The sequence below is a fragment of the Streptomyces flavofungini genome, from assembly GCF_030388665.1.
Taxonomy (GTDB): Bacteria; Actinomycetota; Actinomycetes; order Streptomycetales; family Streptomycetaceae; genus Streptomyces; species Streptomyces flavofungini_A.
The window spans coordinates 8,611,703-8,624,996 of the sequence record NZ_CP128846.1; the positions used below are offsets into that span (position 1 = coordinate 8,611,703).

Below are 13,294 nucleotides of genomic sequence, written 5' to 3' on the forward strand. Positions count from 1 at the left end.
CACAGAGATCTCTCCGTGCACTTCCGTAATGCGGGCACCCGCTGAGGGGTCGAAAGGGCAAGGAAGCAGTAGAAGTGGAGATCGACCATGGCCGTCACGCTCGAACAGTCCGCCCGCGCCCGTCTGATCACTCCCGAGGGCCGTGAGCGGCCGATTCCCGTGGCGCTGCGCTATGCCGCGTCCGACCCGCTCGCGGTGCAGGTCACCTTCCCGCCCGAGGTGTCCCTCGACGGCGCCGAGGTCACCTGGGTCTTCGCCCGCGGCCTGCTGGAGGAGGGGCTCGACGCCCCGGCCGGCACGGGTGACGTGCACATCTGGCCGTGCGGGCGCGAGCGGACCGTCCTGGAGTTCCACGCGCCGCACGGCCTGGCCCTGGTGCAGTTCGACCGGGCCGCGCTGCGCCGGTTCCTGATGCGCTCGTACGCCGTCGTCGGCTCGGGCCGCGAGGAGGAGGGCCGGGATCTGGACCAGGGGCTCACCAGGCTGCTCGGCGGGGTGTGAACGGCGCGAACGCGGTGGGTCGGATCATCGCCGGATAGGTTAGGCTGCCCTAACTCGATCAAGTCTGGTCGGGTGTCTCGAAGGAGGGGACCAGGGTGGGCCACGGCTGGGAAGGCGTCGTCCTCAAGCTGCTGCGCGGCAAGGACTTCCGTTTCACGGTGACCGGCGCCGACGAGGTGACCGAGCACTACCGCCGCCTTCACCTCACCGACGGCGGCATGCTCGCGGCGACCGGCGTGCACCCCACGATGTGGGTGCGGCTGTGGTTCGACAACGCGGGCAAACCGCACCAGCGCGCCTACACGCTGGTCGACCCCGACGCGCGGGCCGGCACGTTCAGCCTGGAGTTCGCGCTGCACGACGGCCCCGCCAGCGAATGGGCCCGCAAGGCGGAGGCGGGCGACACCATCGACGCGACCGTCCAGGGCACCGGCTTCGAGGTGCCGACCCCGACGCCGTCCCGGCTGCTCGTGGTCGGCGACGCGGCCGCGCTGCCCGCGATCAACTCGCTCCTCGGCGCGATGCCGGACACCCCCGCGACGATCTGGTTCGAGACCCAGCACGCCGACGACCGCGACCTGGACCTGCGCGTGGACCCCGAACGCCACGACGTCCACTGGGTCGAGCGCGGCACCGGCGTCGACCGCGCGGCCAGAGCCGGGCTCGCGGCCGCCGTCGAGGAGGAGCCCGACGCGTACGTGTGGATCACCTGCGACACGACGACGACCCGGTCCCTGTCCGCGTACGCCCGCAAGGAACTGGCCGTGCCGCGCCACCGCCTGCACGCGCTCGGCTACTGGCGTCCCGGCCCGGCCTGACGCCGCCTCAGCCGTAGAGCCCGGGGCGCGCCGCCAGGTCCACCGCGACCCGCGCGCCGTCGGCGAGGGCCCGCACCCCGGCCTCGGCGACGGCCGCCGCCGCGTACCCGTCCCACGCGCTCGGGCTCGACACCCGCCCCTCGCGGACACCGGCCACCCACTCGCGCACCTCGCGGTCGTAGGCGTCGGCGAAGCGCACCACGTAGTCCTGCGTGAGGTCCTGCTGGGCGCGGCCCGCCGAGCGCACCACCATGGCGGGCTCATCGCCGATGCGGGCGCTGCCCCGTTCGCCGACCGCCTCGCACGTGACCTCGTAACCGAACCCGCAGTTGACGAAGACCTCCACGTCCACGAGGGAGCCGCCCTCGGTCTCGAAGAGCACCAGTTGCGGGTCCTGGAGCCCGGCCGGGGCACCCGCCGAAGGCCGCGGCCGGAGCACGGTCACCGCGGTGACCTCCTGGCCGAGCAGCCAGCGCGCCGCGTCGATCTCGTGCGACACCGAGCTGCTGATCAGCATCGCGGAGGTGAAGTGCGGGGGCGAGGACACATTGCGGTGGCGGCAGCGCAGCATCAGCGGCCGGCCGATGCTTCCGCTGTCGAGCAGCGCCTTGAGCCTGCGGTACTCGGCGTCGTACCGGCGCATGAACCCCACCTGGATCAGCCGCCGACCGCCGCGCGCCTCCGCCTCGACCACGCGCAGCGCGGCCCGGGCGTCGGCGGCGAGCGGCTTCTCGCACAGCACGGGCAGGCCGCGCGCGAGGGCCGCGAGCAGCGCCTCCTCGTGCGCGTGGTCGGGGGAGGCCACCAGGACGGCCCGCACCCCTGGCTCGGCGAGGGCCGCGAGCGCGTCGGCGTGCACGCGCACGCCCTCGATCCCGGCGGCCGCCGCCTCGCCGCGCGCCCGGTCCGGGTCCGCGACGGCCACCACGCGGGCCCCGGCCACGGACCGCGCGAGGCGCCGCACATGGTCGGCGCCCATGTGACCGGCGCCGAGGACGGCCACCCCCAACGGTTCGCTCACGGCAGCAACTCCCCTCCCAGTGCTCTGCGTCGGGCCACCGTAGCCGCCCGGCGCCGCACGATCACCACGCACCCGGCGATCAGCGCGGTCGACCCGACGCCGACCAGGACGAGGGCGGGCCAGTCGGAGCCGTCGTCGGTGGCCGTGGGCGGCACGATCGCGGCCGCCGCGGTCTGCCGCGTCCGGTCCGGGGCCTTGCGGGGCTTGGCGGGAACCAGCGAGCCCACGGGCTGCGTCCGGCCGGCCGCGGCGAAGCCCCAGTCCAGCAGCGACCTGGCCTCCTCGTACACTGCGTGGCCGCCTCGCCGCGGGTTCATCACCGTCACCAGGACCGTGCGCGCGCCCCGGTGCGCGGCGGCGATCAGCGTGTTCCCGGCGCCGCTGGTGTAGCCGTTCTTGACGCCGATCAGGCCGGGGTAGCGGGCCACGCCGTCGGCGCCGGTCAGGAGCCGGTTGGTGTTCCGGATGGGGTAGGACCAGTTTCCGCCGGGGAAGCGGGCGACGGTCGTCGAGCAGTAGCGGGCGAACTGCGGATCGGCGAGCCCGGCCCGCCCGAACACCGCCAGGTCGTACGCGGACGACACCTGCCCCGGTGCGTCGTAGCCGTCGGGCGAGACCACGTGCGTGTCGCGGGCGCCGAGCGCGCGGGCCTTGGCGCGCATCTGCCGGACGGTCTCGTCCCAGCCGCCGTTCATCCCGGCGAGCACGTGCACGGCGTCGTTGCCGGAGCTGAGGAACACCCCTCGCCACAGGTCGGAGACCCGGTAGCTGCGGCCCGCCGCGACCCCCACCAGGCTGCTGCCGCTGCCGACGCGGGACAGCTCGCGGCCGGTGACGGTGTGTCGGGTGTCGGGGTGCAGCCGCGGCAGCGCCGTCAGGGCGAACAGGGACTTGAGGGTGGAGGCGGGCGGCAGCCGGCGGTGCGCGTCGTGCGCGGCGAGCACATCGCCCGTCCGGGCGTCGGACACCACCCAGGACAGGGCGCTGAGTCCGCGGGGCAGGGGCGGTGTGCGAGGTCCCGGACGCACCTGCGTTCCGGGCCGGTCGAGCAGGGACGAGGAGTACGCGGGCGGTGGCTTCGGGGGCGTGGGTTCGGCGCCGACGGCCGGTCCCGCGAGGCAGACCAGGGCCCCGGTGGCGAGGGCTGTGGCGCGCACCGCGGTGGCGCGCCCGACCGGGCGTGAAAGGTACCTGATGACCATTCAGCCACCGTAGGAGCGGGCTCCCAACTGCGCAGATCGGCTTGGCCCGGGTGGATGTACGCCGCCGTCGGGCCGCTCCGTCCGCGCGGTGCGCACGGCCCGAGCGAGCACGGCGAGAGCGATGACCGCGCGCACCGCGGCGCTCACCGGATCCCCCGTCAGGGACCCACCGTCCGCCGGGCGTACGGGAAAGGCCGCCCACACGTACGCCAGGAGCGCGCCGCCCGCGAGGGCGCACCCGTGCCGTGCCGCGCTCCCCAGCCGGGCCGCCGCGACCGGCGCACGACCGCGAGCGCTCCGGCGACGGCCACGAGGAACCACAGGAACACGCGGGTCCACTCGGACCGTTCGGCGGTGAGGAGCACGGACGGGTGGCTTCGGAGGCGTAGCCGCGGCGCGAGGCGACCACGCCGTACCCGATCTCGATCGCGCCCTCGGCGGGCGGCCGGAACAGCCCGATCGAGCCGATCGCGAGGCCGCTGTCGCGCTCGGCCACGAGCCGATGCCCGCAAGGGCTCAGGCCCTGGGGGCGCTCGGTGAGGAAACCGGCGATGACGCGGTCGCCCCCGGCGGGGGAGTCCGGCGCCCAGTCGGCGCGGCGGGGCCCGCCGAGGGCGGCGGCCAGTTCGTCGGGCATCCACGGACGCAGCACGAGCCGGTCCGTGGTCAGGTCACCGGCGGCGCGCCGGATTCCGTGCTCCGCACGGTGACTGTCCCGCCCCGTGCGTCTGCTTGCGGAGCCCGAAGGGGCGCCCCCTCGGTCGCGGCGGGCGCCGCCTCCGGCATCGCGGGTTCGCGCAGCGGCCGCAGCAGGAGCCAGCCCACGGCGGGCAGGGCGATCAGCGGGGCGAGGGCGACCTGGAGGGACGTCCGGTCGGCGAGGGTGCCGATGAGGGGGCTGGCGAGGCCGCCGACGCTGACGGTCAGGCCGAGCGTGACACCGCTCGCGGTGCCCATGTGCCGGGGCAGATAGTCCTGGCCGAGCGTGATGTGCAGCGAGAACGGCACGTACAGGCACGCCGAGGTGAGCGCCACGAAGAGGTACAGCGCGGGGCCGGGGACGAGGACGACCCCGGCGACCGCTAGGACACTCAGGGCGTACGACCACCGCACCACCGGCACACGGCGGTAGCGGGTCGCGAGACGCCCCCCGGCCACCGTGCCCACCGCCCCGCCGACGTAGAGCACGAACAGGGCCGCCGTACCCGCGAACTCTGCGCCGAAGGCGCGCTCGCGCACGTACAGGGCGATGAACGCGCTCAGCCCGACGAACACCACCGAGCGGCACACCACGGCACCGGAGAGGCGCAGGAACGACGGCCAGTCGTCGCTGCCGTCGGCGTTCCCGCCGCGCCCCTTCACGGTCGGTGCCCCCGGCGCCCGCAGGGCCCGCAGCGCGGCCACGCACAGCGCGGCGCCCGCGACGGCGGGCACGACGAGCAGCGGGGACGCGCCCAGGCCACCGGTGGCGACGACGGCGGCGACCAGCAACGGGGCCGTGGCGAAGCCGACGTTGCCGCCCAGGGAGAACCACCCCATCGCGGTGTGGCTGCCCCGGCTCGCGAGACGCGCCACCCGGGCGGCCTCCGGGTGGTACGCGGCCACGCCGATCCCGGAGACGGCGACGACCGCCAGGGTGAGGGCGTACGAGCCGCCGACGCCGCTCAGCGCGACACCGGTGCCGCCCACCAGGGTGCTCACCGGCAGGAGCCACGGCATCGCCCACTTGTCGGTGAGCGCCCCGAACAGCGGCTGTACCACCGACGACAGGAGCGAGGCGGCGAGGACGATGCCGGAGGCGGCGGCGTAGGAGTAGGCGCGCTCGGCCACGAAGTACGGCACGAGCGCGGCGACCGACCCTTGGTAGACGTCCACGCAGGCGTGGCCGAGGGACATGAGAGTGAGGGGTCTGTTGCGGGCGGGGCGTCGTCGCGGTGCGGGGCCGGGGCGGGGGTGCGAGCGGGACGGAATCGTGGTCTTGTCTGTGGGCACGTTCCGATCGTCGCGAGGACACCCGGTGTCGGGCTTCCGATAAAGTGCCAGCCTGTATCGATTAACCGCCAGGGGCGGCGTCGACGGCTTGCCGGGCGTCGACGGCCCGCCAGAGGTCGTGTGCCGGGCCGCGCAGGTCCGTGCCCGTGCGCGTCGGTGGCCCCTCAGGGGACCGCCCGACCGGTCTGCGCGGACCGCCCCGCGTCCCGGAGGTGACAGCGCCGGTGCCGGAAGCCGTCCGTCACACCCCCAAGGCCCCCACCCACGTCCGGACCCTGGCCGCCGGGCAGCGCATCGACGCCCACCGGCACGACGACCACCAGATCGTCCTGCCGGGCAACGGAGTCGTCGCCGTCACCACCGAGGCCGGTACCTGGTTCGCGCCCCGGACCCGCGCCATCTGGGTGCCCGCGGGCACCGTCCACGCCCACCGCGCCCACGGCCGTCTGAACGCCCACTTCGTCGGCTTCCCCGCGGACGAGAACCCGCTCGGCCTGGACGCGCCGACCGTCCTGTCCGTGAGCCCGCTGCTGCGTGAGCTGATCGTCGAGTACACCCGGGACCCCGCCGACACCGGCCCCGAACGCCGCCGCCTGCGCGCGGTCCTGCTCGACCAGCTGTGCGCGTCGCCGCAGGCGCCGATGCAGTTGCCCACCCCGTCCGACCCGCGCCTCGCGGCGGTGTGCGCCCTCGTCCACGACCACCCCGACGACCCCCGCACGCTGGCCGCGCTCGGCGCCGCGACCGGCGTCGGCGAGCGCACCCTCAGCCGCCTCTTCCGCGCCGAACTGGGCATGACCTTCCCGCAGTGGCGCACCCAGTCGCGGCTCTACCACGCCCTGCGGATGCTCGCGGACGACACTCCCGTCACCACCGTGGCGCGGCGCTGCGGCTGGTCGTCGCCGAGCGCGTTCATCGACGTCTTCCGCAGGTCCTTCGGGTACACGCCGGGGACGCACGGCCGCCGCCCCTGACCACGGCCCCGGCCGGGAGGGCGCCGCGGGTGCTCAGGATGCCGTCATGGCTGCTCCGGACCCCTCGACCCGTACCTTCGCGCGGGACCCGGAGCTCGGCTTCCCGCCGCCCGGCGAGGTGCTGCACCGGCTGCGCACCCAGCGGGGCATGTCGCTGCGTCAGGTCGCCGCGGAGTGCGGCCTCTCCGTGTCCTTCCTCGCGTCCCTGGAGCGCGGCGAGACCGACATCGCCCTGGAACGGCTCGGCCGGCTCGCGAAGGTCTTCGGCCACGACGTCGGCTCGTTCCTCGGGTTCTCCCGCGGCCGGGCCGCCCCCTCGGTCTTCCCCCGGGAGGAACAGGAGACGCTGGACCGGGCGCCCGGTGTCGTCTACCGCGTGCTGCGCTCGCCGGACCTCGGATACCGGGTCGTCACCGGCGGCTTCGGCCGCCGCCGCGCCCGCCAGGGCGCCAACTGCCCCACGGGCACCCGTCCGTGGGGCTTCTCGCGGCCCAGGGCCAGACGGCCGTCCTCGGGCGGGCGAGCGTCGTGGACCGCATCGTGACGCAGGAGGCCCACCGTCGCCGCGGGCTCGGTGGCTTCGTGATGCGCACGCTCGCCGACGAGGCCCTGGCGCGCGGGGCGAGGGTGGGCGTCCTGGGCGCGACCGACGACGGGCGCGCGCTGTACGAGACGCTGGGCTGGCAGCTCAGCACGCCGCTGACGGAGTGCGTGTACCGGCCCTGAGCGGCACGGGGCCTCAGGCGGGAAGGTTCGCCTCGATCGCGGAGACGACCTCCGCGGCGTCGGGCTCCGTCTGCGGGGAGAAGCGGGCGACGACCTTGCCCGAGCTGTCGATGACGAACTTCTCGAAGTTCCAGCGCACGTCCCCGGTGTAGCCCTCCGCGTCCGCCGTCGGCACCAGACGCTCGTACAGCGCGTGCCGCGCGTCGCCGTTGACGTCGACCTTCTCCGTCATGGGGAAGGTCACGCCGTACGTCGCCGAGCAGAACTCGGCGATCTCCTCGGACGTACCGGGCTCCTGGCCCATGAACTGGTTGCAGGGCACGCCGAGGACGGTGAAGCCGCGCGCGGCGTACGTCTCGTGGAGGCGCTCGAGGCCCGCGTACTGCGGGGTCAGCCCGCACTTGGAGGCGACGTTGACGATGAGGACGGCCTTGCCCAGGTACTGGGACAGGTTCGCCGGGCCGCCCTGGAGGGTCTCGATCTCTACTGCGTCGTAAACAGACATGAGGCGGAGCCTACGCGTCGGCGGCGCGGCCGGACGCGGCGGCACCGGGCGGCGCCCCGGCGGGGTCCTCGGGCTCGTCACGGTGCAGCTTCCCGTACGCGACCAGCTCGACGGTCAGGGCCACGGCCACCGCCTGCACGGCCATCAGGGCGATCAGGACGAAGAGCTGCACGGCACCCGCCTGCACCGGCGACGCGCCGCCGAGCAGCATGCCGACGAACGCCCCGGGCAGCGTGACGAGGCCGACGGTGCGGGTCTGGTCCAGGCCCGGCAGGAGGGCGTCGGACGCGGCGGGGCGGATCACTTCGAGGCGGGCGTCGCGCTCCGGCAGGCCGATGGCGAGGCCCGCCTCGAACTCGCCCGTCCGGGTGCGCAGTTCGTCCAGACCGCGGCGGCCACCGAGGACCGTCGCCGTGAGCGCGCCGCCGATGAGGATGCCGGTCACGGGGATCATCGCGATGCCGCGGACGGGGACGAGGCCCGCGAGGGCGAGGGCGGCGACGACCGGTACGACGGGCGCGGCGATGGGCACGGCCGCCCACCACCAGGTGCCGTTCGACGTGATGCGCCGTCCGGCCGTGCGGGCGGCCACGGCGAACATCAGCAGCAGGAAGGCGAACAGCGCCGCCGTGTGGTGCACCACCCAGCCGATCACGAGCGACACCGCGGCGAGTTGGGCCGTCGCCCGTACCCCGGCCACGGCGATCTCCCGCGCACGCCCCCGCGAGCCGTCCGGCGAGAGCCGGGACACGGCGGTCACCGTCGCCGCGGCGAGCAGTAGCACGACCAGCACGACGGCGAGCGTGACGTTGACGGGCAGCAGGCTCTGAGCAGCGATTTCGCGCACGTCCTCACCCTAGGCGCGGGGGGCCTTAGGCTCCTCGTACCGGCGCGTTCCGGGCCCCTGGGGCCGCTGCGCCGGACGGGAGTGACGCAGGCGAGAGAAGGGCGAGAGTCATGGCGCAGCAAGTGCGGGGCGTGGTCGCACGCGCGAAGGGCGAGCCGGTACGGATCGAGACGGTCGTCGTGCCGGATCCGGGGCCGGGCGAGGCCGTGGTGAAGGTCCAGGCGTGCGGGGTCTGTCACACCGACCTGCACTACCGCGAAGGCGGCATCAACGACGAGTTCCCGTTCCTGCTCGGGCACGAGGCGGCGGGCGTGGTGGAGTCGGTGGGGGAGGGCGTCACCGAGGTCGCGCCCGGCGACTACGTGATCCTCAACTGGCGTGCCGTGTGCGGCCAGTGCCGCGCCTGCAAGCGCGGCCGCCCCCAGTACTGCTTCGACACGCACAACGCGAAGCAGAAGATGACCCTCACCGACGGCACCGAGCTGGCGCCCGCCCTCGGCATCGGCGCGTTCGCGGAGAAGACGCTGGTCGCCGCCGGGCAGTGCACGAAGGTCGACCCGGCCGCCTCCCCGGCCGCGGCGGGCCTGCTCGGCTGCGGCGTGATGGCCGGGCTCGGCGCCGCCATCAACACCGGCGGGGTGGGGCGCGGCGACTCGGTGGCGGTCATCGGCTGTGGCGGCGTCGGCAACGCCGCCGTCGTCGGCGCCCGCCTCGCCGGGGCCGCGAAGATCATCGCCGTGGACATCGACGACCGGAAGCTCCAGACCGCGCGCGGCCTCGGCGCCACCGACACCGTCAACTCCCGCGACAGCGACCCCATCGAGGCCGTCCGCGAGCTGACCGGCGGCTTCGGCGCCGACGTCGTCATCGAGGCGGTCGGCCGCCCCGAGACGTACGAGCAGGCCTTCTACGCCCGCGACCTCGCGGGCACGGTCGTCCTCGTCGGCGTGCCCACGCCGGAGATGCGCATCGACCTGCCGCTGCTCGACGTCTTCGGGCGCGGCGGCGCGCTCAAGTCGAGCTGGTACGGGGACTGCCTGCCCTCGCGCGACTTCCCGATGCTCATCGACCTGTACCGCCAGGGGCGGCTCGACCTGGACGCGTTCGTCACCGAGACGATCGCGCTCGACGAGGTCGAGAAGGCCTTCGAGCGGATGCACCACGGGGACGTCCTGCGCTCGGTGGTGGTCTTCTGATGGCCGCCTCCGAAGGCTCCGCGGCGCCGGGCGGCGCGCGCGTCGACCACCTCGTCACCTCCGGCACGTTCTCCCTCGACGGCGGCACCTGGGACGTCGACAACAACGTCTGGATCGTGGGCGACGACCACGAGGCCGTCGTCATCGACGCCGCCCACGACGCGGAGGCCATCGCGGCCGCCGTGGGCGAGCGGCGCCTGGTCGCGATCGTGTGCACGCACGCCCACGACGACCACGTCGACGCGGCGCCCGCGCTCGCCGACCGCACCGGCGCGCCGGTCCTGCTGCACCCGGCCGACCTGGAGCTGTGGAAGCTCACCCACCCCGACCGGGCGCCGGACGGCGAACTGGCCGACGGGCAGGAGCTGACGGTGGCCGGGACGGTCCTTCGGGTCCTGCACACCCCGGGCCACTGCCGGGGCGCGGTGAGCCTGTACGCCCCCGCGCTCGGCACGGTCTTCACCGGGGACACGCTCTTCGCGGGCGGCCCCGGCGCGACGGGCCGGTCCTTCAGCGACTTCCCGACGATCGTGGAATCCATCCGCGAACGGCTTCTGACGCTGCCTCCGGAGACAGTGGTGCGCACCGGGCACGGCGACAGTACGACGGTCGGGGCGGAGGCGCCCCACTTGGAGGAGTGGATCGCGCGCGGCCACTGACCCGCCACGGGCCTCCGGCGGGCCGGACCGTCCGGTTCCGGCCCGCCCACCACGGCGCACGGGCCACCCCTGAGCAGGGCTCGGGGGTGGCCTTCGTCGTACGCGCAGCGCATCCGCGTCGCACGCGCCTCGCATCCGGACGCGTCGACGACACCCCCGTACGCCTGCTGGCAGCGCGACACGATCTCCGATAAGTTAGGCAAGGCTTACCTAATGGAGGTTGAGGATGGGTGTCCGACACGTCAGCACGACCATGCCCAACGCGGCGGCGCGCGCCCGCTCCGTGCTCGCCACCGCCTGGTCCTGCGCGGTGACCACGGAGATCGGCAGAGACGACCTGGTCGGCGCCCACACCGTCAGCGAGCGGGGCACGGTGCTGCTGCATCCGCCGCAGGACAGCGCCCTAGCCGCCGCCCTGATCTGCGCCCCGCGCGGCGAGCCGTCCACGCTCGTGGAGTTCGCGGACGTCTCGCCGGTGCCGGTCAGGGACCGGGTGCGCTCCCGGCTCTGGCTCTCGGGAACCCTCACGGCGACCCGCGACCACCTCGTCTTCGAGCCCGCCTGCGCGGTGCTGCACGACGCGAACGGCCGCACCGGCGTCGACCTCGAGGAGTACGCGCTCGCCGAAGCCGACCCGCTCGCGCACGCCGAGGCCCGGCTCCTCACGCACCTGGCCGACTCCCACCCCGAGGCCGTCGAACAGCTCACCCGGCTCGTCGCCGCCGACAGCCTCGCCGGAGTCGTCGACGTCAAACCCCTCGCCATCGACCGCCACGGCCTGACCCTGCGTCTGGAACGCGTCAGCAGTCAGGCCGACGTACGGCTGCCGTTCCACGAGCCGGTCGACGACCTCGGCCAGGTCACCGAGCGCATGCACGCCCTGCTCACCAAGGCCCGGCTGCTCCGTCGGCCCGTGCTGCGCCCGGCGCCGCCCGAGTCCTGAGGCCGCCTCGGGCCGGCGGGCGTGCGCGCTCGTACACGTGAGCGGCCCCCGGTGTCGGGCGCGCGCGACGTGTGGGGATGATGGGCCACATGAGTCCCGCCACCGCAGCATTCGAACCCGTCGAGCCTGTCGAGCCCGTTCAGGCCTTGATCATCATCGATACCCAGTCGGGCTTCGTCACCGGTGACGAAGCCGTGCCCGGCGCGCGCCACCTGCTGTCGCGCGTCGAGCAGCTCCTCGCCAAGGCGCGGGCCGCCGGCGCGCTCGTCATCCAGTTGCAGAACGACGGGCCGGACGGCACCCTCGACGAACCGAACACACCCACCTGGGAGTTGCACTTCCCGGTGGACACCGAACGCGGTGAACTGCTCTTCCGCAAGACCGTCGACGACGGCTTCGAGGAGACCGAACTGGAGGACGTGCTGCGTGAAGAGGGCGTCACCGCCCTCACCGTCTGCGGTGTCATGTCGGAGATGTGCCTGAGCGCCACCGCGCGCACCGCCCTGGACCTGGAGTTCCGCGTCGTCATCGCCCATGACGCGCACGGGACGTACGACATTCCGGCGGCGCCCGGCATCAGCGACGCCATCCCGGCGGCGACGGTGTCGCGGGTCGCGGAGTGGGCGCTCGGTGACGAGGTCGAGATCGTGCCGAGCGTGGACGACGTGAGCTTCGTCGCGCCGTAGCCGAGGGGCGCGTGGCCCGAGGCCGCGTGCCGTGCTCGTGTGACCGGCGGCCGCGAGGCCGCCGGATCGCCTCACCCGTGGTCCGGCGCCGGGCTCCGGCCCGGGCGCCGGACCACGGGAGTGCTCGGCCGCGAGGGGGCGGCGGCTGTCAGCTCTCCCCGCGCCCGCCCCGCTCCTCTGTCCGGGTCGCGAGCACGCTCGCCACCTCGTACAAGTAGCCGTTGACGGGGGTCGGCGTCCCCGTGCGTCCGCCCAGGCGCACCACCGAGCCGTTCCACGCGTCCAGTTCGGACGGGCGGCCGGAGCGGATGTCGCGGTGGAGCGACGACGTGCCCTCGGCGGGCTGCTGGTCGACGAAGTCCAGGGTGCGCGTCACGATGTCGTCAGGGAGGCGGACGTCCAGGGCCCGTGCGACCCGCTCGATCTCCGTCATCCCCTCGACCAGGAGGCGCCGGGTGCCCGGGCGTGAGCGCAGCACGCCGAACGGGGCGTCCGTCACGGTGCCGAGGCCGCCGCAGGGCGCCACGAAAAGGAACTTGGCCCACAGTTCGGCCCAGATGTCGTCGGGCACGGTGACGTGCACACCGGCTCCGGCGAGCGCCGCGCGCAGCCGTTCGACGCGCGGCGTGGCGCGGTTGTCCCACTCCGCGAAGGCCAGGGCGCCGGGGCCGCCGATGTGCCGCACCCGTCCTGGTCCGTCCAGCTGGGCCAGGATCTTCGCGGTGCCGGGCAGCACCGCGTCGCGGCCGACCTCCTCGGCCACCTGCTCCGGCGCCTCGACGCCGTTCTGCAGGGTCACCACCGCCGTGTCCGGGCCGACCAGAGGCTTCAACGCGGTGATGGCGGGCGGCAGTTGCCAGGTCTTGACGCACAGCAGGACGACGTCGACCTCGCCCAAGTCACGCGTGTCGTCGCTCGCGCGCGCCGGTGCGACGGTGAAGCCGCCCGCCGGGCTGTCCACGGTCAGGCCCTCGCGGCGCAGCGCCTCCAGATGGGCGCCGCGCGCGACGAACCGGACGTCGTGCCCGGCCTGGGCCAGCCGCCCGCCGAAGTAGCCGCCCACGCCGCCGGTGCCGACCACCGCGACCTTCAGCGCCCCGCCCGCGTCCCGCACCGTCTCCGCCATGAAGAACCTCCCCGTGTGCCGAGGCCGGGCCACCGTGCGGCACCCGGCAGAGCCGCACGCTCGGCGACCCGGCCGCCCACTCTAGCGAGTTACCTGCT

At 74.5% G+C, this 13,294-nt stretch carries 15 protein-coding genes; 9 read left to right on the plus strand and 6 right to left on the minus strand.

Annotation, left to right across the window (positions count from 1 at the left end; translation table 11 throughout):
• Nucleotides 1–87 precede the first annotated feature (87 nt).
• Both QUY26_RS37345 and QUY26_RS37350 read left to right on the plus strand, forming a co-directional pair.
• The gene (locus QUY26_RS37345) at nucleotides 88–501 is read left to right on the plus strand and encodes an SsgA family sporulation/cell division regulator (protein WP_289954668.1); all 414 of its coding nucleotides are present in this window, start codon (nucleotides 88–90) and stop codon (nucleotides 499–501) included.
• 95 nt (nucleotides 502–596) lie between these two features.
• Nucleotides 597–1,319, plus strand: coding sequence for a siderophore-interacting protein (locus tag QUY26_RS37350; protein ID WP_289954669.1), 723 nt, complete (start codon nucleotides 597–599; stop codon nucleotides 1,317–1,319).
• Between the two features lie 7 nt (nucleotides 1,320–1,326).
• Here the strand turns inward: QUY26_RS37350 and QUY26_RS37355 are convergent, their stop codons facing one another.
• From QUY26_RS37355 to QUY26_RS37365, 3 genes are all read right to left on the minus strand, one after another.
• Nucleotides 1,327–2,340: a Gfo/Idh/MocA family protein gene (locus tag QUY26_RS37355; RefSeq protein WP_289954671.1), complete on the minus strand. Its 1,014-nt coding sequence runs from the start codon at nucleotides 2,338–2,340 to the stop codon at nucleotides 1,327–1,329.
• On the minus strand, nucleotides 2,337–3,542 hold the full coding sequence (locus tag QUY26_RS37360) for a D-alanyl-D-alanine carboxypeptidase family protein (RefSeq protein ID WP_289954673.1): 1,206 nt from the start codon (nucleotides 3,540–3,542) through the stop codon (nucleotides 2,337–2,339). The genes QUY26_RS37355 and QUY26_RS37360 overlap by 4 nt, the downstream gene beginning before the upstream one ends.
• A 666-nt stretch (nucleotides 3,543–4,208) precedes the next feature.
• Entirely contained in the window at nucleotides 4,209–5,438 is a 1,230-nt protein-coding gene (locus QUY26_RS37365; protein WP_289956361.1) for an MFS transporter, read from the minus strand.
• A gap of 320 nt (nucleotides 5,439–5,758) precedes the next feature.
• On the opposite strand from QUY26_RS37365, the gene QUY26_RS37370 reads away from it, so the two are divergent.
• The 3 genes from QUY26_RS37370 to QUY26_RS37380 are packed head-to-tail and all read left to right on the plus strand — an operon-like array spanning nucleotide 5,759 to nucleotide 7,234.
• A complete protein-coding gene (locus QUY26_RS37370) occupies nucleotides 5,759–6,508 on the plus strand; it encodes an AraC family transcriptional regulator (RefSeq protein ID WP_289954675.1) in 750 nt (249 codons plus the stop codon).
• A gap of 46 nt (nucleotides 6,509–6,554) precedes the next feature.
• Nucleotides 6,555–7,052 (plus strand): helix-turn-helix domain-containing protein, encoded by a 498-nt coding sequence (locus tag QUY26_RS37375; RefSeq protein ID WP_289954678.1) that lies wholly within the window; start codon nucleotides 6,555–6,557, stop codon nucleotides 7,050–7,052.
• Nucleotides 7,049–7,234: a GNAT family N-acetyltransferase gene (locus QUY26_RS37380; RefSeq protein ID WP_354670737.1), complete on the plus strand. Its 186-nt coding sequence runs from the start codon at nucleotides 7,049–7,051 to the stop codon at nucleotides 7,232–7,234. The genes QUY26_RS37375 and QUY26_RS37380 overlap by 4 nt, the downstream gene beginning before the upstream one ends.
• A gap of 13 nt (nucleotides 7,235–7,247) precedes the next feature.
• Here the strand turns inward: QUY26_RS37380 and QUY26_RS37385 are convergent, their stop codons facing one another.
• Both QUY26_RS37385 and QUY26_RS37390 read right to left on the minus strand, forming a co-directional pair.
• On the minus strand, nucleotides 7,248–7,739 hold the full coding sequence (locus QUY26_RS37385; RefSeq protein WP_289954679.1) for a glutathione peroxidase: 492 nt from the start codon (nucleotides 7,737–7,739) through the stop codon (nucleotides 7,248–7,250).
• 10 nt (nucleotides 7,740–7,749) lie between these two features.
• Nucleotides 7,750–8,586 carry an ABC transporter permease gene (locus QUY26_RS37390; protein ID WP_289954681.1) on the minus strand — a complete coding sequence of 279 codons (837 nt, stop codon included), beginning with the start codon at nucleotides 8,584–8,586 and terminating at the stop codon, nucleotides 7,750–7,752.
• Nucleotides 8,587–8,696: 110 nt separating this feature from the next.
• On the opposite strand from QUY26_RS37390, the gene QUY26_RS37395 reads away from it, so the two are divergent.
• From QUY26_RS37395 to QUY26_RS37410, 4 genes are all read left to right on the plus strand, one after another.
• Entirely contained in the window at nucleotides 8,697–9,782 is a 1,086-nt protein-coding gene (locus QUY26_RS37395; RefSeq protein WP_289954684.1) for an S-(hydroxymethyl)mycothiol dehydrogenase, read from the plus strand.
• Nucleotides 9,782–10,441: an MBL fold metallo-hydrolase gene (locus QUY26_RS37400; protein WP_289954685.1), complete on the plus strand. Its 660-nt coding sequence runs from the start codon at nucleotides 9,782–9,784 to the stop codon at nucleotides 10,439–10,441. The genes QUY26_RS37395 and QUY26_RS37400 overlap by 1 nt, the downstream gene beginning before the upstream one ends.
• Nucleotides 10,442–10,667: 226 nt before the next feature.
• The gene (locus QUY26_RS37405) at nucleotides 10,668–11,384 is read left to right on the plus strand and encodes a DUF2470 domain-containing protein (protein WP_289954687.1); all 717 of its coding nucleotides are present in this window, start codon (nucleotides 10,668–10,670) and stop codon (nucleotides 11,382–11,384) included.
• A gap of 89 nt (nucleotides 11,385–11,473) precedes the next feature.
• Nucleotides 11,474–12,070, plus strand: a complete 597-nt coding sequence (locus QUY26_RS37410; protein WP_289954690.1) for an isochorismatase family protein — start codon at nucleotides 11,474–11,476, stop codon at nucleotides 12,068–12,070.
• A gap of 148 nt (nucleotides 12,071–12,218) precedes the next feature.
• Here QUY26_RS37410 and QUY26_RS37415 read toward each other — a convergent pair whose 3' ends face one another.
• On the minus strand, nucleotides 12,219–13,196 hold the full coding sequence (locus QUY26_RS37415) for a 2-dehydropantoate 2-reductase (RefSeq protein WP_289954692.1): 978 nt from the start codon (nucleotides 13,194–13,196) through the stop codon (nucleotides 12,219–12,221).
• Nucleotides 13,197–13,294 lie beyond the last annotated feature (98 nt).